14 protein-coding genes and 1 pseudogene are annotated in these 19,740 nt (G+C 35.7%); 5 read left to right on the forward strand and 10 right to left on the reverse strand.

Annotation, left to right across the window (positions count from 1 at the left end; translation table 11 throughout):
* Both tnpB and F4V44_RS26760 read right to left on the reverse strand, forming a co-directional pair.
* On the reverse strand, positions 1 to 958 hold a 958-nt coding region (gene tnpB / locus F4V44_RS26755; protein ID WP_150443025.1), incomplete at its 3' end, for an IS200/IS605 family element RNA-guided endonuclease TnpB.
* A 470-nt stretch (positions 959 to 1,428) separates the two neighbouring features.
* A pseudogene (locus F4V44_RS26760) lies at positions 1,429 to 2,490 on the reverse strand (IS110 family transposase); the annotation flags it as partial.
* Positions 2,491 to 3,390: 900 nt separating this feature from the next.
* On the opposite strand from F4V44_RS26760, the gene F4V44_RS28245 reads away from it, so the two are divergent.
* Positions 3,391 to 3,516, forward strand: coding sequence for a hypothetical protein (locus F4V44_RS28245; protein ID WP_263406693.1), 126 nt, complete (start codon positions 3,391 to 3,393; stop codon positions 3,514 to 3,516).
* Between the two features lie 106 nt (positions 3,517 to 3,622).
* Positions 3,623 to 4,030, forward strand: a complete 408-nt coding sequence (locus F4V44_RS26765) for an NUDIX hydrolase (protein WP_150443026.1) — start codon at positions 3,623 to 3,625, stop codon at positions 4,028 to 4,030.
* 264 nt (positions 4,031 to 4,294) lie between these two features.
* Here the strand turns inward: F4V44_RS26765 and F4V44_RS26770 are convergent, their stop codons facing one another.
* The 4 genes from F4V44_RS26770 to F4V44_RS26780 all read right to left on the reverse strand — a co-directional run bounded on the left by F4V44_RS26770 (position 4,295) and on the right by F4V44_RS26780 (position 7,770).
* Complete coding sequence (locus tag F4V44_RS26770) at positions 4,295 to 4,999, reverse strand: bile acid:sodium symporter family protein (RefSeq protein ID WP_223882048.1); 705 nt, start codon at positions 4,997 to 4,999, stop codon at positions 4,295 to 4,297.
* A gap of 12 nt (positions 5,000 to 5,011) precedes the next feature.
* A complete protein-coding gene (locus tag F4V44_RS28085; RefSeq protein WP_223882044.1) occupies positions 5,012 to 5,263 on the reverse strand; it encodes a hypothetical protein in 252 nt (83 codons plus the stop codon).
* Positions 5,264 to 5,419: 156 nt separating this feature from the next.
* A complete protein-coding gene (locus F4V44_RS26775) occupies positions 5,420 to 6,661 on the reverse strand; it encodes a CynX/NimT family MFS transporter (RefSeq protein WP_150443027.1) in 1,242 nt (413 codons plus the stop codon).
* Between the two features lie 461 nt (positions 6,662 to 7,122).
* Positions 7,123 to 7,770, reverse strand: a complete 648-nt coding sequence (locus F4V44_RS26780; RefSeq protein WP_150443028.1) for an isochorismatase family protein — start codon at positions 7,768 to 7,770, stop codon at positions 7,123 to 7,125.
* A 294-nt stretch (positions 7,771 to 8,064) separates the two neighbouring features.
* Between F4V44_RS26780 and F4V44_RS26785 the strand changes: the two genes are divergently transcribed.
* The 3 genes from F4V44_RS26785 (at position 8,065) to F4V44_RS26795 (ending at position 12,201) form a co-directional block, all read left to right on the forward strand.
* Positions 8,065 to 8,820, forward strand: coding sequence for an isochorismatase family protein (locus tag F4V44_RS26785; protein WP_150443029.1), 756 nt, complete (start codon positions 8,065 to 8,067; stop codon positions 8,818 to 8,820).
* Positions 8,821 to 8,992: 172 nt separating this feature from the next.
* A complete protein-coding gene (locus F4V44_RS26790) occupies positions 8,993 to 9,871 on the forward strand; it encodes a polysaccharide deacetylase family protein (protein ID WP_150443030.1) in 879 nt (292 codons plus the stop codon).
* A 1,073-nt stretch (positions 9,872 to 10,944) separates the two neighbouring features.
* Positions 10,945 to 12,201, forward strand: coding sequence for a benzoate/H(+) symporter BenE family transporter (locus F4V44_RS26795; RefSeq protein ID WP_223882045.1), 1,257 nt, complete (start codon positions 10,945 to 10,947; stop codon positions 12,199 to 12,201).
* A 224-nt stretch (positions 12,202 to 12,425) separates the two neighbouring features.
* On the opposite strand, the gene F4V44_RS26800 is transcribed toward F4V44_RS26795, so the two are convergent.
* The 4 genes from F4V44_RS26800 to F4V44_RS26815 form a co-directional block, all read right to left on the reverse strand.
* Complete coding sequence (locus F4V44_RS26800; RefSeq protein WP_150443031.1) at positions 12,426 to 13,523, reverse strand: GerAB/ArcD/ProY family transporter; 1,098 nt, start codon at positions 13,521 to 13,523, stop codon at positions 12,426 to 12,428.
* On the reverse strand, positions 13,520 to 14,710 hold the full coding sequence (locus F4V44_RS26805) for a Ger(x)C family spore germination protein (RefSeq protein ID WP_150443032.1): 1,191 nt from the start codon (positions 14,708 to 14,710) through the stop codon (positions 13,520 to 13,522). Before F4V44_RS26805 ends, F4V44_RS26800 begins: the two co-directional genes overlap by 4 nt.
* 20 nt (positions 14,711 to 14,730) lie before the next feature.
* Positions 14,731 to 16,290: a spore germination protein gene (locus F4V44_RS26810; protein ID WP_150443033.1), complete on the reverse strand. Its 1,560-nt coding sequence runs from the start codon at positions 16,288 to 16,290 to the stop codon at positions 14,731 to 14,733.
* Between the two features lie 349 nt (positions 16,291 to 16,639).
* The gene (locus F4V44_RS26815; RefSeq protein WP_191090877.1) at positions 16,640 to 19,738 is read right to left on the reverse strand and encodes an EAL domain-containing protein; all 3,099 of its coding nucleotides are present in this window, start codon (positions 19,736 to 19,738) and stop codon (positions 16,640 to 16,642) included.
* Positions 19,739 to 19,740 lie beyond the last annotated feature (2 nt).

The raw sequence follows: 19,740 nt of genomic DNA on the forward strand, positions 1-19,740 counted from the left end.
ATTTGGCTTTGTATTCAATCATCGTTTGAAATTGTGACCACGAGACTTCACTAATGGCTTTGGCAAGATGATGATTTTTCAGCATATTACTTACAGACAAATCTTCCATTCCAATAATGTCGTGGTTTTTGACAATCTCGGTTGAGATTTTGTCTAAGTAATCTTTACGTGCATTGACAATTTTCTCATGAATTCGGGCGACTTTTCTTTTGGCTTTGTACCAATTGGCACCCCCAATAGTTCGTCTACTCATCATCTGTTGTGCTTTAGCTAACCTTTCTTCTAGAGTACGGAAAAACCTTGGATTGGAGTAGATGATTCCATTAGAAAGAATGGCAAAATCTTTGACGCCAACATCGACCCCAATAGCTAAATGGGTTTTGGGTAACTCTGATATTTCGGTTTCCGTTCCTATTGATACAAAATATTTCCCAGAAGGATTACGCCGAATGGTAGCATTCAAAATACGTCCTTCTACCTCACGGCTTTTCACAAAACGAACAAGTCCCAATTTTGGAAGTTTAATATAGTTGTCTATCACAGCGATATTTCCATTCGTTTGCTTAGTCGTATAGGATTGAACAGGGTTCTTTTTCGACTTAAATTTGGGGTACTTATTCTGCTTTTTATAGTACCTATCGTAAGAATCGGCTAAGTTTTCAACGGACTTCTGCAAAGCAATACTATCCACTTCCTTTAAAAAGGAATATTGCTTTTTAAGTTCTGGAATGGCTTTCACTGTTTCGTGCTTATTTAGACATTTACCCTTCCAATTATTTGCTAGAAGCTGACCATTTTGAACCATTTCTTCAACCATGTACCAATAGGTATCTTTGTCTTTCTGTTTTCCTAAAAAGAAGTTAAAGACAAACCTAGAACATCCTATTGTTTTATTGATCAGTTCCATTTGCTTTTTATTCGGAAAAATACGAAACTTAAAAGCTTTGTTGACTAGCACTATATTGCACCTCCCTATCAGGAACGTTTGTTCTAATTATACCACAGGAGGAAGGTTTTGGCTATTGCCAACCGACATTCATCTCCCACCTCCCTCTTTAAATCTTGATTTATCAACATTTTGAGCCGTTGGTGGGGTGCCAAAAAAATAATTTTCGACACAATCTCTAACAGTATTTTGATATTGTGTAAAAATCCTCCATTCCATGGGTACGCTACGCGGTCACTACTGGATAATAGTGGTGAGTAGTGCTAATGAAATATACGATGCACAATGGATCTCTGCGTAGCTTATGATGACGTACCCTCCCATGTCTCTGGGCATCTGTGTGCCTACATTCCTTCGTTCGGTCTAGTCATAAGGCAGAGGCTAGCGAAGCTACTCAAGGGACTCTAGGTCGAATGGTGGGATTTAATGCCAGCTTCTCCGTGTCATCCTGTTATCTAGGTCTGTTAAGGTGATGTAGAACTTTACATAGCCCCTCGGAGACTAGGAATATCTTTCATCATTCGCTGTGCGTCAAACGCTTTGTGCTTGGTACTGATTCCATGTAACACTTTTAATAGTTTTCCACATAGAACTACGATAGATTGTTTCTTTCGTAAAGGATTAACCTTACGGTTTGTGTAATATTCATGTAGTTTTCTAAAGGCTTCATTATAGCGAACCAGCGGCATCATTACTCGGAAAAGGATGGCGCGTAGCTTTTTTCTTCCCCGTTTGGAGATACTTTTTTGTCCTTTGTGCTTACCGGAGGAATTTTCACGTAACGTTAATCCCGCGAGTTTGATTAATTGGCGTGGATCTTCGTAATGCGAAAAGCTTCCGATTTCAGCTAATAGCTCAACGACGGTTGTATCTCCAAGCCCTGGAATCGTTGATAGCCATTCATATTCTACAGATGTTTTTACAAGCTCAACTAAGTGATGAGTAATACTTTCAATATCGCTTTCTAGCTGATGGTAACATCGAACGAGAGTGGTGATTTCAATACGGGCCATCTCTCGCCCTTCTGTTACTCCGATGGAGTTAGCTGCGACTTCAATTAGACGCACTGCTTTCGGTCGTTGGGGGGACCTGAACCCCTCGACCTTTCGATAAAGGGATAATGCTTCATCAGGTTGTTTCTGGTGAAGATCACTTGGAAATGGGGTACATTCTAGTACCGCCATTGCCATCTTTCCAAATGTCGGAAAGACTTGAGTAAACTCAGGAAAATAGCGATCTAACCAGCGTATAATCATGTTTTTGACAGCCCCAAGTTCCTCTGTCAACTTCCCCCTAAACGTTGATCCAACACGGAGTTCAGCCTCTATGTCTTTCAAGATACGTGGATAACTGAAACGTCCATCTTTAATCAGACGAGCGATCACCAGCGCATCTTTACGGTCATGTTTGGTTGGTAAATTGTCATCCAATTCCTTTGACCGTTTAACGTGCATAGGGTTGGTCATAACCAAGGGAATCCCCCGTTCCTCTAGGAAATAGGCTAAATTCAACCAGTAATGTCCTGTTGGGTCAATTCTGCAGATTTGACACCCCGTATCATACCAAGAGGGCTCTTTTTTGTTCAAGTCCCAGCAAATCCTCTTAACAGGAATGCTACTCATTGGGCTGTAGCCCTTCTCATTCCTTGAGGTGGGAGTCTTCTGTCGAAAAACGATAAATCAGGTTAGGAATTTCACCTCATTTATAATATATATTCACCTTTTGCCTATCATACTTTAAAACTTGTCCTGTTAGTAATAAAATACTAACTATTTAAATAAGATTCTCATAATCTATATTAAACTAACCTAAAGGAGATTCAATTCATTAATATTGGCGGTACGCCCTTATACAAGGATTACACCCGATAATTGAACAAGAAGAGCCATGTTTACTGCAAATTATTGCATATAATGTTTGAATTGTGCGCTAAGAATTAAATTTTTTAAAAAATAGATGTTTTAATCAGAACAATTTTCACTTTCTTACATAATCTATTGTTAGGGAATGTTGGTGATTTAAGTCCATTTTTCGTGAAACACAATATGATCTGAGTTTCATTATTTATTTATTACTCCTTAACTCGTAATTAAATTCAGCCCGATTAAGAGTGCCAAATTGGCGCTCGTCTTTTTTTGATTCATTTCCTCTTTTATAAAAAACGGTTGTATTTAAGACGTTATAGAAATAGCCCATAAAACCACGCGGGTTTGCCCCGTAGAGTAATTCAGAAATTATACCCTGTATCACACAACAAAAAGAATGAAATCTCCTCTCCATTCATTGTAAGGTCTAAAATGATTCAAAAAAGCCCTATACCATACGAGAGTCTATTGCGGTTACTCTTTATAATCAATGATATAAGGCTCAGTTCCTTTAACTTTGTAAATGTGCATAATCCAATCTTAACCCTATAATTAAATTAAAATTAAGGGAGAAGAATTATGGACCTAAACAGTTTAATAACAACCATCATAAGTTCAAGCGCTGCTTTGGTAGCAATTATTGGAGGATTCTTAGTCAGCAGAGTTATAGCATTATCGAGTGAGCAAACCGGAATTAGCGGATAATCCCTCCATAATTGGCCAGATTTGTGTAATTGAAATAAATAGAAAAATTATAGGAATAACCTCACTGTTAAATAATTTAATACTATAAAAGAATGGGGGTTACGATATGGCACCACCAAAACATATTGTTACAGCAGCTTCTTTAGTATTAAACGAACGTAAAGAAGTTTTATTAGTTAAAGGACCTCGCAGAGGTTGGGAAATACCTGGTGGACAGGTTGAAGAAAGAGAATCTTTGAAGGATGCTGCAATTAGGGAGACAAAAGAAGAATCGGGTATAGATATTAAGGTAACAAAATTTTGTGGAATATTTCAAAATGTAAGTGAGTCTACATGTAATACATTGTTTTTGGGAGTACCAATCGGAGGAAAATTAACCACTAGTTCTGAGAGTTTGGAAGTTGGTTTCTTTCCAGTTGAAAAAGCATTGAACATGCTAACTTGGAATAATTATAGGCAAAGAATTGAGTACTGTTTAAACGAAAAACTTCATCCTTTTTATATTGAATTTTGATATTAGGTTTATTGAACAGTGCTTTAATTCAATAAGTGCGTTTAAAGCTGATTGCAAAATTAAAAGTCAGCTTTTTTGACTTTTTTAAGGCCGAACAGTATCATAACTTATAATTTACTATTTTACACAAGCCGAATATATTAAAAATAAGAAAAAAGGTCGGTACTTCTCATTGTTTTCATTAAACAATGAGAAGTACCGACCTTTTTTATGTAAACCGTGCATCCTATTCTCGACAGGAACAACCAAGCGCTCCCTGCTTTCTTATATACTGATCCTACTTTTTTCTGTGACTTTCCGATTATAATAACGATCAAGAAATGAAGCGTAAATAGACGCGACTGTCACCTGAAAGAGCATCCCTGTAACTACTGGTAAAATAACTTGAGGAGGGAAATAAGCAATGGCTATAACAGAACCTGCGCTAATATTTCTCATTCCACCGATAAAGGTAAAAGCGACAAGTGTTTCACTGTCATATTTCAACAGTTTCGCTAACAAAAATACAAAGATATAGCCCGTAAAAGTAATAGCTGTTACAACTAGGATAATAAAAAGGAGTTTCACATTAATTTCTTTTAAATAAGGTGCAATGAGTGCTCCATTTAGCATCACGACAAATCCAAGGAATATTTTTGAAAATGGTGATAATCTCGGCTTCCATACATGAATTACTTTTCCTTTCGTTATTCCATTTAAAAGCATTCCAGCAATGGACGGAAGGACAATCATATAAAGTAGACTCATCACCATATTCATAAAATCAATTGATACTTTTTGATCAATAAATAATGACAAACTGAATGGGACGATAAAGGGTGATAGCAAGGAATCAATTAATATAATAGCTAGGGCTAAAGCCGTATTTCCTTTTTTCATGGAGACCCAAATAAAACTGGTTACCCCTGTTGGAATGGCCATACCAAGAACAAGCCCCGTAATCGTGAAGGCATCTCCGTTAAAAGCAATATGACCAACTGCTCATGCCCAAAGCGGCATACCGATATGGAGGAACCCTAAGACAATAAAGATAGGAAGCGGTTGGTTTACTGCACCCTTTAAGGATTTTAAATTCATACTTAAACTGCCTTCAAAAGTCATAAAAGCAAAAAACCACGGAACTAAAAAGGAGAAATCTTTCAAATAGAATGAAAAAATAATACCTAAAATAATATAAATCGGTATCATCCAATACATCAATTTTTCCAGTCTTCGATTGATTTGTTGCTGCATAATACTCTCTCCCTCTACTACTCTTTCCCAACTATATTAATAGGGGAAATTTTATCCATTCTACTCTCTTCACTCAAATAAGGACAATTGTGTTGCTTCTAGTGCAAGAGCTTCATGACTAAATAGATTATGATTTTTTTCATGTACTCAAAACGATCATTTGCCAGAACTTATATATTGATTTTTAGCTGAACCTAGACCCACTATCAAGAGCAGGACGGATACACCAGCCAATATCAGAAGTGGAATATTCCAGCTATTGGTCAGATCATGTAGATAGCCGAAAAACGTTGGCCCCATAGCAGCTAGTAAATAGCCAACTGAGTGAGCCATTCCGGACAATTCGGACGCTTGCCTCGCATTCTCTGTACGTAAGACGAAAAAAATCATTGATAAACCAAAGGACAATCCTACTCCAATTGCTAGCATCACAATCCATAAAATAATCAAATTCAAACTGCCATAAAGTAATCCAACGTTTCCAATGAAAAGACATATAGCTATAATGGTCACTAATAAACGCTGATTGGCCATACGCCCGGCAATGATCGGAGCAATAAATGTAAAAGGAAGCGAGGTTAACTGCATGATAGAAAGTAACCAGCCCGATTGATTCGAACTGACTCCTTGTTGCTTTAAGATTTCAGGTAGCCATGTGACAAGCACATAAAACACCGTAGATTGCAGTCCCATAAACAACGTAACTTGCCAAGCAAGTGGAGAACGCCATAAATTCAAAGGAGCGTTATCCTCTTGATGAGAAATAGTAGGTGTTTTCCTACTATAGCGTTTCATTTGTGGTAACCAGAATAAAATAGAAATGAAGCTTAAAATCCCCCAAACCCCTAATGCACCCTGCCATCCATACCCTAATCCAATAGCAATGGGAACACTTATACCCGAAGCAATGGCGCCAAATAAGCTCATAGAAATGGAATAAACACCTGTCATCACGCCCATTTGCGCAGGAAATTCTCGTTTAATCAGACTTGGCAACAATACATTACAAACAGCAATGGCCAACCCAAGAACAGCAGTTCCCAAATATAACGTAGTTATTCCTGATAGAGAGCGTAAAATAATCCCAATAGTTAAAAAGATGATCGAAATCAGAAGGATGACTTCAACTTCAAACTTTCTCCCTAATTTAGGCACAAAAGGAGAAAAAAAGGCAAAAGCGAGTAAGGGGAGTGTCGTAATCAGCCCAGCCAATGTGTTCGATAAATGCATCTGATTCCGAATGAGATCTACTAAAGGCCCAACTGACGTTAAAGGTGCACGTAGATTAACGGCAATTAAAATAATACCTAAAAGAATAATCCAAGACGCTGATCTCTTGTGAACTTTTGAATCGGACTCTATTTTCTGTTCTCTATTAAGTTGGTTTGATTCATCCATAAGGCTACCTCTTTTTATTATTTATGGGTAAATATCCGATTTAATATATTCCACGTATATAAACGTTATAAAATTTCAAAAAAGGCACTAAAAAATAAGAGAGCCGTCTTGCCCCCTTGCTTAAGCCTTGTATCTTTCAAACATCGAGAAGGATTCTATTATTTTAGTAAGGTTATTCAAATACTTAGCTATGTATATTCCTTTTACTTTCTAACACCTTGTTTCTTCCGACCGTTTCATTTTGTATTGGTTTTTTATTTTAAAACCAATACTTGATTCCTATCCTTTTGCTTCGCTTAGTATAATGGCTTTATCTGTCTTATCGATAAACGCTTCTATTTCCACTCCAAAAGGGATTAGAAATAATATCCCTAATCCCTTTTAATAAAGAAATTACACTATTGATTAGTTGAAAACTAAAGCTAGTTTCCTAGACTAAGAAAGAACCGGTTCATAGCCTTTTACCTAGCTATTACTTTTGAATTCTCTAATTTATCAATAACTTCTTTTGTTGAAGCTATTTCGGCAATGCACATAGACAAACTCGTAAGTGTAGATTTTTGGATTTCTTCCGCTTTCATTGATCCAGCACCCAGATCAGGATGATCCATCGTACCTGTCGCATCTGATACAAAAATCACATTATAATCTCTAAATTGAGCGTCTCTAGCAGTTGAATCACAACACATATTTGTAACAGTTCCAGTAATAATTAACGTTTCAATTCCTCTATTACGTAACTGTGTTTCTAAATCAGTGTTATAAAACGCACTGTAGCGATGTTTTTTAATGACTAGCTCCCCTTCATTTGGAGCAAGGTCTTTGTAAATCTCTATTCCATCTGTATGATCTACTAAAGCAGTCTGGTTTCCAATCGGTGCCCAAAAATCTCCCATTAGCCCCATGTCCCCTCGATCTTTTCCATGTACATGAGTTGTATAAATGACTGTCGCACCTCTTTCTCTACAAACATTAAGCAGCATTTTTACATTAGGAATCATTTCATATGCCATAGGAACTTGCATAGGAGCACCTGGTTTTACAAAATCATTTTCCATGTCGATTACAAGTAAGGCTACTTTTTTGGGATCATCTATTACAAATTTCATATTCTTCCTCCTAGTATATATTCGATTTTAGCGTATTTTATTTAGCCCAAACGTTTTCTCTTCCCTAAATATTCAAAAAATTGAATCTCTATCACTGTGATTGACTAGTACACCAACCTCCTTTAATTTATATAAACCTAACCAAACTTAACCAAAAATTATCATAATTATATAAAAGTGTCAATATATTACTTTTTGATTTATTTCAAATAATCATTTATATTATTTAATAAAGTAAGGTAAAGATTAGTAGATTGACATAAAATAAAGGAGAGGAATATTATCTTAGTTCCGATACACGATGCAGCAAGATTATTAGGAATTTCACCTACTACGTTAAGAAGACTAGAAAAAGATAAAGAAGTAAAAGGTTACGGCTTAAGGGTGTACTATACCCCAGGAGGACAAAGACGTTATTCCACTTCTGAAATAGAACAGTTTTTTCTAAATAGAGGGTTTTCAGGAAAGATCGGTTTTGGCAAAAAGCCCGTATTACTAGTGATTGACTGTAATACATTATTTACCACAAAAAAAGAGTCTCCCCTGTACGGAGAATGGAATAAAGAAGTAGAACAGATTGCACTACTTGTCAATACAGCACACCAAACAAATTGTCCTGTTGTGTTTGCACACTCATGCTATCAAGAGAATGACCTTGGATTAGAGATTTATACAAAAAAAATACCTGCTATGCTTTCACTTAAAAGAACAATAAAGGATGTAAAATTAGATGATCGTATCAAAGAGAAGAAATCGGATATACATTTAATGTATAAATATTTGTCTGTCTATTACCAGACAGAATTACTTGAACTCTTAAAAAAACATTCTTGTGATACACTTATTATTTGCGGATTTTCAACTAGCGGTGCTATAAGAACAGTTGTCACCGAAACCATTCAGTATGGGATTCGTCCAATCGTACCAGCAGAAGCTGTTGGAGATCGCGATGATTACGTTCATCGTAGTAATTTAGCGGATATTAACACTAAATTTGGAGATGTTGTTTCCGTCCACGATACCATTCGTTACTTAATGAGGAGAGACTAAATGGCTATTTTCTCAAATAAAAGAGCTTTGCAACCTAATTGTTGTAGGGCCTTTTTTATTGTCTCTGAAGACAAAAAAAATCTAAAAACGTTGTTGTATTATCATCATTTGTGAGAGTAGTACACTCAAATCCTTAGGCTAGTTCCTAAGGATTTAAAAAGGAGAGAGTTTTTTGGAACATGCTCGTTTTGATTTTTCACCCATTGTGAATCGAAGACCATTAAAGCTACCCAATGGAGCCCGCGTAGCGCTATGGGTAATCCCGAATTTAGAACATTTTCATTTTGATCAGCCTTCCATATCGATCTATGAAAGTACTGCTGGATTTAAGCCCGATATCTTAAATTATTCATGGCGTGACTATGGAGTACGTGTTGGCATTTGGAGACTAATAGATATGATGAAAAAATACAACATCAAAGGTACTGCCGCGCTCAACTCAGACGTGTGTAAAGAGTATCCGGAAATAATAGAAGCCGGGAAACAACTTGGTTGGGAATGGATGGGTCATGGGATCACAAATTCAAAACTTATGGCGAATTTAGAAAAAGAAGAGGAACATCAAATAATCAAGGATGTACTTGGAACAATTGAAAAGAGTACTGGAAGCAAACCTAAAGGTTGGCTTGGACCAGCCCTCACGGAAACCTTTAACACACTAGATTTATTGAAAGAAGAAGGCATAGAGTACGTTGCGGATTGGGTAAACGACGATCAACCATACGCAATGAAGGTTAAGAACCGAAGTCTCTTATACTCGATTCCTTACTCAATTGAAATTAATGATATTACAGCATTCCTACGTTTTGGATATACACCTGAACAGTTTTATCAAATGATCGTTGATCAATTTGACGTCCTTTATGCCGAAGGTGAGTCAAATGCTAGAGTCATGTCAATCTGCTTGCATCCATTCCTGATTGGGCAACCGTTTAGAAGCAAATATTTAGAAAAAGCATTTGCCTATATTACAAATCATAAAGACGTTTGGATTGCAACGGGTAGTGAGATTATTGATTACTTTAAAACGACCGAAAAAGAAGCAAATTAAGATGTCTAACAACTTACACTCTGATGGTGATTTCTTCATATAGACACATAAAATTAATATGTATTCTCTATGCTTGTCGAGAAAGAGGTATTTTTTCTTGGCAGTTTTTTTATTTTGGATTCTAGAACCAAACAATAGTATTAGTCAAGGATCAGCTTGGGTTGTTTAATACTTGGATTAGTTCAGAATCATTAATTGGATGAGTACAAAAGCATTTTAAGTATTATTATAGTAAAAAACACAAAATCATTTTTATCGAAGTGTGGAGGATAAATGGTTATGCAAGAAAATCATTTTTGGACAAACTTTAAAGATTTATGACAGAATCCAAATGCGAATACGACCACCGCTGGCATAGAAGCAGCTCTATTTGGGTGTATCAGCCCATCATTAATTATTATTAATGGCTGTACAAACGGCGGGTTGACTTATGCTGAAACTTCAGCTGTCATTTTTTCTGCGTTTACAGCCATTAAGACGCCCCGCTTTCCCTAAATTATTTAATTCTACTTAAATATAAGTAGTTTAATTAACCTTACCATGATAATTGTATTGTGCTACGGAGTTCATTACCACACTTTCAGATGTCCCAGTTCTCCAATTGAATGATAGCTCGCTGTCCCTTCTAAATAACGTTGAACCGCCACTAATTTATCCCCCTGCAGTTCATTGCGTTAAGAATAACGATTGGGGACGACTCACTTCGCGGTCTACCTACTGAATACTGTTTAGATCGTTTTTTCTGGCATTTTCATCCCTCATTTAAATGGATATAGGTAAAAGTTCAAATTACGTATACTATAATTTGAATCAATATAAATTCAATGAAAAATAAATATTATAAACATTGAAAAAACTATTTCGTTTTATATATAATATAAAACGAAACGTATCGTTTTCAAAATAAAATTTGCTTCATAATCCTTATTGTTATGGTTGCAGGTTCCGTTTCTCCTGTTCTATTTAACAATTTATAACTGAACTTAAAACGCATTAGTATCTCTAAATACGGAAAATAGTATTAATTTTATTTACTTCGAAATTCAAAACAAAATGAGGTGTAGGGGGAATTTATGGCTATGAGAGACAAACATTTACGTACAAATTTTACAGATTTACATCAGAATCTAAATGTAAATACGATTAGTGCTGGTTTGGTTGCATCTATTTTTGGATGTACAGGCCCTGTGTTAAATATTATTGGTGGAGCTATAAATGGTGGCTTGACGTATGCTCAGACAATAAGCTGGTTATTTGCTATTTATTTTTTTAGTGGATTACTTGGTATATTTTTGGCATTAAAGTACCGGCAGCCCATTTCAGGAGCTGGTACCCTTCCAGGAGCTGTATTAGTTGCAGGTTCTTTAACGCATTTTTCATTAAACGAAGCAATAGGCGCATATCTAGCAGCAAATATTCTTGTCCTTATTCTTGGAGCATCAGGCTTAATTGACAAGGTGATGAAATGGATACCAATTCCAATTGTGATGGGAATGATTGTTGGCGTGATGATCCGTTTTGCGACGGATATGATCACATCTATTACCATTTCTCCAGTATTAGCAGGTTCGGCTATTCTGGTATTTTTGCTTTCATCACGCTTTCTAAAAAAGGTTCCTCCTGTTTTAACTGCATTAATCGTAGCAGTTTTATTGGCCGTCTTCACGAATTCATTTGAAATTCAGAATGTTCAATACTCATTTATGATTCCCCAATTAACCATGCCAACGTTTAGTCTTGAAGCCATTGTATCTATTGGTATTCCCCTTGCATTACTCATCATTTGTAGTGAAAATGCCCAAGCAACAGGGGTGCTAATGGCTCAAGGATACAAGCCGCCGAACAGTGCAATGGCCATTTGCGGTTCCATCGTCGGCCTTATAGCTTCATTCTTCGGTGGTCATGCGACGAATATCGCTGGAACGATGACGGCTATTTGTTCTGCAAAAGAAGTAGGAAAAAAAGAAAGTCGGTATGCAGCATCGGTTGCGAATGGCGTGTTCTTCTCGATTTTTGGACTATTTGCGTCAATCGTCGTTCCCTTTGTTGTGGCCATGCCAAGTGTGATCGTTACAGTAATCGCTGGACTAGCCATGCTAGGTGTTCTCATCAATTCACTAAAAACAGCTTTTTCCAATAGTAGGTTTCAAATGGGTGCCTTTTTTGCCTTAATTATTGGGATGTCAGGTGTGAACTTTTTCAATATTAGCGCTCCATTGTGGGCAATTCTTGGAAGTTTACTAGTTTCATCTCTTATTGAAAAGGAACATTTTTCTTCGAATTCGAAGGTAGCAAAAGCGAAGGATTCAAAAGAAGAAACAATTGCTTGAAATGATCTAACTAGTAGATCAAACTCTTAAAGATTATTTATATCATCATTATATACTAGTCATCATGTTATTCTATTTTTCTTATTGGCAGTGGACAAAGATGCAGTTATAAATCGTGAGATGAAATGATTCCTGTTGAAGAAGAGAATGTATATTTATTAAGTAAGCGTAAAATAGGCCCTACCTGTTTATCAGATGGAGCCTATTTTACGCTTGCTTTATTATTACTCATCAATTTGTTGTGAATTTTTGCGAATCACTCCAATCCCCCAAAGGAGCAAGGGAATACCTATCATATTTATGGGGAGAACAAATGGAAGCCAATATTTTTCAAGATAAGAAACAGACGCTACGTTATTATTAGGATAAATCAAAGAAAGTACTATTGAAGCTATTGCTACAAACCAAATAACCTTTCGCCAATCCTTTATATTTAGCCACTGAGCTATCCCATAACTAGATACGAATAGATAAATGGACAATTTTATAAATACGCTGAAGATCCATATAACAGTCACAACTATTTCCAAATTTTGCAGGAATTGCATAAGCGATATGTATCTTGCCATCTCAAAATATGGATACCATAGTCTTGAAGACAAATTTGCTCCAAATACCATTAGAATTTCTAGCGTTGAAATAGTCACTAAAATAGTTACAACTCCTACACCCCATACAGCCCAAGTTACTCCTTTTTTAGGTTCTTCTGTAAAAGAGAGTAGCATCATCATTAAAACCGACTCACCATAAAACGATACAGGCGTTAAACCTCCTTGTAAAATAGATTTTAATCCTGAATCAGTATAAACGGGTAGAATTTTATCCCATTCTATATTATTAAAATTAAGGAACAAAGTAATAATAACCATTAACAATATCAACGGGCCCATGATTTCACTACACCGCCCAATGCCTTCAATCCCCCCTATGTAATTCACATAAATTACTAAAAGTAATAAAAGTACAATTAAAATAAACAATGGGGTGCTTGTAAATAAAGTCATTTGGATTACTTCTGATGATTGACGAAAAATAACTCCGATCACAGAAAGCCAATGGATAAAATATGGAATCACTATTATTCTTCCTAACCATTTCCCTAATATGCTTTGACTATACTGGATGAATGTTTGGTTAGGATAGAGAAGACTTAGTTTTCCTGCAGCAAAGGAAATTCCTATTCCTGCCAACCCAGCAAAAATAAATGAGATCCAGGCGTCCTGCTTTGCTTCCTCAATAGCAGGTGATTGTGTCAATAACAAAACCATTCCAATTTCTAGAGATACAATCATCCAAAATATTTGATACTTGGAAATTTTCATTTCTGGATCTCACTTTCCTTCAAATGTAATGGAGAACCAGTTATTCCAGTACGCTCAATATGTATATCCACTTTAACAGTAATATCTGCATCTGAGAATTTCTTACTCCAATCTTTTTTCCACATTTTCCATTTTCGGGGATATTTCTTATGAACGGATTGTCCAAAACCCAAAATATCTGTTTTATATTCTTTTTGGACTTTTGTAATGGTACTTATCATATGATCTTGCAAATTCTTATTAAATGCACGTTCTATTCTTTGAAAATTCTTCAGCTGCTTTAGGTCTAATGCTGTATTATTTTCACGAACCACCCCTTTTCCGGAAAGCGTTATATGAAATTCCACTTGATCATTTTGTATAATAGGTTCGATCTTACTTTTAAAATTCATACCCAGAATACCTACATTTCCTTCTTCCCCTAATAAATTTGTGGTTAAATTATGAGTATTTAACTTGTTAATAATCCACAATCTATCAACTGCCTCCCGATAGGATAAAAATCCAACCAACTCAAGATCCTGATTGAAAATAGCTCTTCCACCAAGCCGGAAGGTCTCTGTATCCTTTTCTTTCTCTTGGTTCCCTTCTTTTTTAGAACTAATAATTTCAAAAATCGGTAATGTCGGACTAATTCCCTCTGAACTCGCCCCTTCCAAAAAATCCTTAAACGTAGTGCTTTCTGGTCCTGATGTACTTTGGAACATTTTCATTGCAGCAGTAGAAGGCATATCTTCCATCCTGTACGGTACCTCCAGAAAATCCAATGCATCACCGTTTTTTAAAACAAAAACATTCGTTCGTATGGGAAGTTCAGGTTGTCGACTGTATACATCAAGGATGTTCGATATCCCATTTCTGGCTAAGCGTTCCCCAATTACAATGACCTTCTGATGACTTAGAAAAACTTTCCTTGAGAGCTTTCTTTGCAAATTCTGAGTTACATCCAAAAGACTTTTCCCTGTCGCTGTTTCAACTATGTATCCTTTGCCTTGACCACTACTTCTCTCGCCAACTTCCCCGGGAACAACAATCTGAGCACTGCCAATATAATCTCCATCTTCATTTTGGTCGAAACCCCACCCCAATATGATCGCCCGATCGTTTATTTCTTTTTCATCCCAGCATCCGGTAGTTAAAAACATACAAACTAGTATAAAAAGACATGTTTTTAATCTTTTGATCATTTCATCATTAGTTCCTTCCTTTAGGTTTTCGTCCGCTGCCCTTCAGGAATACGGGTTTTATCTTGACCAGCTATCCTTATAGGTCGACGATGCATGCTCCATCTAGGTGCGCGTACCAAAACATCCTTTAGATATTTTGGACTTTGCGGGGCAATCGGACTTAAATAGGGAACCCCAAAGGATTGAAGATGAACAAGATGAATAAGGATGGCAATCGTTCCCAGAATAACTCCATAGAGACCAAACAGTCCTGCTAGAATAAGCATAGGAAAGCGAAGGAGCCTGTATGCAGTGCCTAAATTATATCGCGGTACCGCGAATGATGCTATTCCTGTGGCTGCTACCACAATAACCATGGGAGCAGAGATAATACCAGCTTGTACAGCAGCTTCCCCTATAACAAGCGCTCCTACAATACTAACAGCTGAACCAATTGTCTTTGGAAGCCGTATCCCAGCTTCACGTAAAGCTTCGAACATCAGCTCCATCATAAAAGCTTCAAACAACACTGGAAATGGGACATCCTCTCGTGCAGCTGCTATACTTATTAACAAATTTGTTGGAATTAACTGTGTGTGATAAGTTGTTACTGCAACATATATAGAGGGAAGCAGTAATGAAATATTAAATAAAATATAGCGAATCCAGCGAATAAAGGTTACATAAATAAACCGTTCATAGTAGTCTTCAGCGGCCTGCAACCCCGACCAAAAGGTCATGGGAACAATCAGAACAGATGGAGTATTGTCTACAAATATGGATACTTTCCCTTCCAGTAAACTGCCGCAAACGATATCAGGGCGTTCCGTGTTTTGAACTTGCGGAAATGGAGAAAAAGGAAAATCTTCAACAAACTCTTCAATATAACCAGTCTCGATAACTCCATCAATTTCAATCGACTCGAGTCTCTTTCGTACTTCCTCAATAACAGAATCACTTGCAATTTTTTCAATATATACAACTGCTACATCTGTTTTTGAAAGTTTACCAATTGTAAATGACTCTATCTTCAATCTAGGACTCCTAATTCGTCTTCGGATTAAGCTTGTATTCACACGTAATATTTCTGTAAACCCGTCTCTTGGACCACGTATGACGGGTTCGGCTGAAGGCTCTTCAATTGACCGTTTTTCAAAACCTTTTAAATCTGCAAGTAAAGCAGTTGTTTCTCCCTCGACTAGAACGGCGACATTTGCCGTTAATATACCATTAACTAATTCATTTACATTCTGGGTTGATTTTATTTGAGCAACCGCACGAAGCTGATTTGCAACAAATTCTTCAAATATAAATACTTCACATTTTTTTTCAGATGCCCTACCAAGATTTAACACCATCTCATCAAGAGGTTTTGTGTCACACAAACCATCAATATAAACAAAAAGTAATTTTGTTTTATCATTTATAGGTACAACACGAAACACAACATCAGAACATTGTTGAAAAATATCTCGCAAAAAATGTTCATTGGCTGAAAGGTCTGATTTTATTGATTGATCTGGTTCTTCAATAGAAAAGGAATCAATCATTTCTGAAAGCTTAAATGTTTTTCTTTTTCTTAAGTTTTGAAGTAATCTCATGACCAGTCATCTCCTCTCGTGGTATAGTTTTCCAGAAAAGAGATAAATTATACTGGTTTGATTTTGTTCAGCTAAAATATGGATAATTGAGAGTAAGCGGATCCGTATTTTCTGAAGAAGAACTTTTTATTTAACCGTTTGATGGTAAACGGCAAATAATCCCCACCTGTATGTCAGATGGGGATTGAGTTATTATTTAGATAACTGGTTAAAAGTCTAATTTATTAATTTCATAACAAATGAATAAGCATTGGGAGTTTTTCTGTTTGCTTTTAATGGCGTTATATTGCCTTCCTGCATATTCTTTTCCTAACTAGCTATAATATAGTTTGATTCATTATGTTTCTTCCTATTGACAAGTTTTTATTGGTAACCTAACTTCAACCGTAGTACCTTCATTTTCTTTACTTTTTACTTTTATTGACCCGTTATGTTCCCGAACAATTCTAAAACATATCATTAAACCTAAACCAGTACCTTTTTCTTTATTACTGTAGAACGGCTCACCTAATTTCTGAACTCGCTCCTCACTTATCCCAATTCCATTATCGATTATTTTTATTAGGACATTTTCTCCTTCTATACTGCCTTGGATTTTTACAAGCCCATTTTTAGGAATGGCTTCAATGCTATTTTTAATTATATTAATAAAAACTTGTTTTATTTGGTTTGTATCACACATAATCTGAGGAAGATTTTGTGTATACTCTTGGAAAATTTCTACACTTTTCAAATTTGCTTCTGGTTTTAATAATGTCTCCACTTCTTTAAGTATAGTTTTAATATTAACCCTGTTTAATTGAATTTCTTTTGGTTTGGCAAGATTAATAAATTCTTCGAGAATTTCCTCAACTTGTTTAAATTCTTTGGAAATTACCTCAAAAAATTCTTTCTTTATGAATCCTTCCTCTATAAGTTGAATGAATCCCTTTATTGAAGTTATAGGGTTTCTAATTTCATGTGCAACACCTGCAGCAAGTTGACCCACAACTGATAATTTCTCTGATTTTGAGAGCTGTTCTTCCATTTCCCTTTTTTCAGTAATATCTCTCCCCACTACAAGAAAATGTTCTGGATCGCCATTTTCTCCAAGGACTGGGGTACCTAATCCTTCAAATAATAACGATTTGCCATCAACGTTCACAAAACGAGCTTCCGTCCTTAATGGATTCAAAGTATCTAGTACTTTTTCAAATCCCATTATTACGCTGTGCCTGTCTTCAGGATGTATTAAATCAAAAGAGCTTTTACCTATATATGATTTTAATGGGTTACCCATTACTTTTCCAAGGGAAGGTGATGCATACTGTATCGTTCCATTTATATCCAATAACATGATTATGTCCGTCATGTTTTCAGAAATCAGTCGATATTTAGCTTCACTTTCTTGTAAAGCTTTCTCCGCTTTTTTGCGTTTCGTTATATCTATACATGAACCTATGACTTGTACTACTTCTCCCGCTTTTTTAATAGGACGTAAAGTTGTAAGATAATTAATTCCATTTAGCTCTGCCTCGTAAGTAACAGATTCCTCTCCTTCCCATGCCATCTTATAGTAGGTAGTTTTATGGAGGGCAGTTCTATAAGGTAGAAAATCATCTAATTCTTTTCCTATCACTTGAGAAGGAATCATTCCAAGACGGTATAATAATTCCCCGTCACATTGTGTATGAATAAACCGTTCATTAATTTTCTTATACTTAAATATCATCCCTTGCTGCAAACGAATCGTATCGTGTAACTCTCTTTGGGCCGATTCCAATAATTCTTTCAATAACAATTGTTGGTTGATATCTTTAGGGATTCCATGTTCTTCAACTATTTTTTCGATTTCAAATCGTTTTTCTTGTAATTGGGATGCTGTTAAGGGCTTACTTAAAAAATATCCTTGTCCTTCATCACATAAATGTTGTTGTAGAAAAACTAGTTGTTCCTTTGTTTCTATTCCCTCTGCCACTACAATCAAATTCAAATTATGAGCCATTGAGATAATGGTTTTAGCTATGGTTTCATCATTTGGGTTGTTTCGAAGTTCTTTAACAAAAGACTGATCGATTTTTAAGGTATCAACAGGAAAGTTTTTTAAGTAGCTTAATGAACTGAAACCTGTACCAAAATCATCGATACTAACACGGACTCCAATCTTTTTAAGCTGTTGTAACATTAAAATTGTACGGTCAATATCAGCTGTCATACTTTCAGTAATCTCAATTTCTAAAAAGTGTGGTTCTAATCCTGTTTTTTGAAGAATAGATTCAATAGTATCAATTATATTAGTCTGATTAAATTGAATAGCTGATAAATTGACAGAAACAACTGTTGAAAAACCTTGTTGCTGCCATGTTTTATTTTGTTTACAAGCAGCATTCAAAGCCCATTCCCCAATAGGTAAAATTAATCCTGTCTCTTCAGCAATAGGGATAAATGTTCTTGGTGATACCATTCCCCATTCTGGGTGATTCCAACGAAGTAATGCCTCAACACCCACAATTTTCCCCGTATTTAAATTGATTTTAGGTTGATAGTGAAGTAATAATTGATTATTTTCTATCGCTTTGTGGAGCTCTATCTCTAATTTTAAAGCGTCTACTCTCTCTTCATTCTCATCAAGGGCGTAGAACTTATAGGTATTTCTCCCCTCTTTTTTTGCCTGATACATTGCATTTTCTGCATGTTTTATTAATAATTCTTCACTTTGTCCATCCTTAGGAAACTGACTAACCCCAACGCAGATTGAAATTTTTATGTCATACCCATTTATACAAAATGGACTTGAAAATGATTCAATTATTCGTTCAATCACAGATGAAACTTCATTCTCATCAAGGTTTTCCAACGTTAGAAGAAATTCATCTCCAGAATATCGAGCTATGAAACCAAATTGATTTATTTTTTTCTCAATTTGTCTTGAAATTTGCTTTAATACCAAATCACCTACTTCATGACCATATGTATCATTAACATTTTTGAAATTATTAATATCTATAAATAAAATAGCAAATGAACCACCAATAGATTGTGATTGTAACTTACGTTTTAAGTATTTATTAAAGTAAAAACGGTTTGGTATTTCTGTTATAACATCGTAATTAGCTAGAAAATTAATGTTTTGAAACTCTTTCTTTTGTTCTGTAATATCTCTAAAAAGTACAGACAAGCCTTCCTTAGAAGGAAATGCCCTTATTTCATACCATCTATTATTAAAAAACTCTTCAAATTCTACAGGTACTTGTTCCGACAATGCCCTTTTATATCGTGAGACAAATTTATGTAAGTCACTGTGTGGTAATACATCATAAATATATTGGCCAATCGCATTTTCTCGTTTGATTTGTAAAAGTTTTTCTGTAACATTATTTATATATTCAAATTTTAATTCATTATTTAACGAATAAAATGCATCGGATACTCGCTCCAAAATATCCTTAGTATTGGTTATAGCGCTCAACG

Source organism: Niallia endozanthoxylica (assembly GCF_008710145.1).
GTDB lineage: Bacteria > Bacillota > Bacilli > Bacillales > Cytobacillaceae > Bacillus_BD > Bacillus_BD endozanthoxylica.

Bases quoted from the DNA above. Each gene is read 5' to 3' on its own strand.
- F4V44_RS28245 (WP_263406693.1), top strand. From the start codon at position 3,391: ATGGACCTAAACAGTTTAATAACAACCATCATAAGTTCAAGCGCTGCT.
- F4V44_RS26765 (WP_150443026.1), top strand. From the start codon at position 3,623: ATGGCACCACCAAAACATATTGTTACAGCAGCTTCTTTAGTATTAAAC.
- F4V44_RS28085 (WP_223882044.1), bottom strand. From the start codon at position 5,263: ATGCAGCAACAAATCAATCGAAGACTGGAAAAATTGATGTATTGGATG.
- F4V44_RS26775 (WP_150443027.1), bottom strand. From the start codon at position 6,661: ATGGATGAATCAAACCAACTTAATAGAGAACAGAAAATAGAGTCCGAT.
- F4V44_RS26780 (WP_150443028.1), bottom strand. From the start codon at position 7,770: ATGAAATTTGTAATAGATGATCCCAAAAAAGTAGCCTTACTTGTAATC.
- F4V44_RS26795 (WP_223882045.1), top strand. From the start codon at position 10,945: ATGGCTATGAGAGACAAACATTTACGTACAAATTTTACAGATTTACAT.
- F4V44_RS26800 (WP_150443031.1), bottom strand. From the start codon at position 13,523: ATGAAAATTTCCAAGTATCAAATATTTTGGATGATTGTATCTCTAGAA.
- F4V44_RS26805 (WP_150443032.1), bottom strand. From the start codon at position 14,710: ATGATCAAAAGATTAAAAACATGTCTTTTTATACTAGTTTGTATGTTT.
- F4V44_RS26810 (WP_150443033.1), bottom strand. From the start codon at position 16,290: ATGAGATTACTTCAAAACTTAAGAAAAAGAAAAACATTTAAGCTTTCA.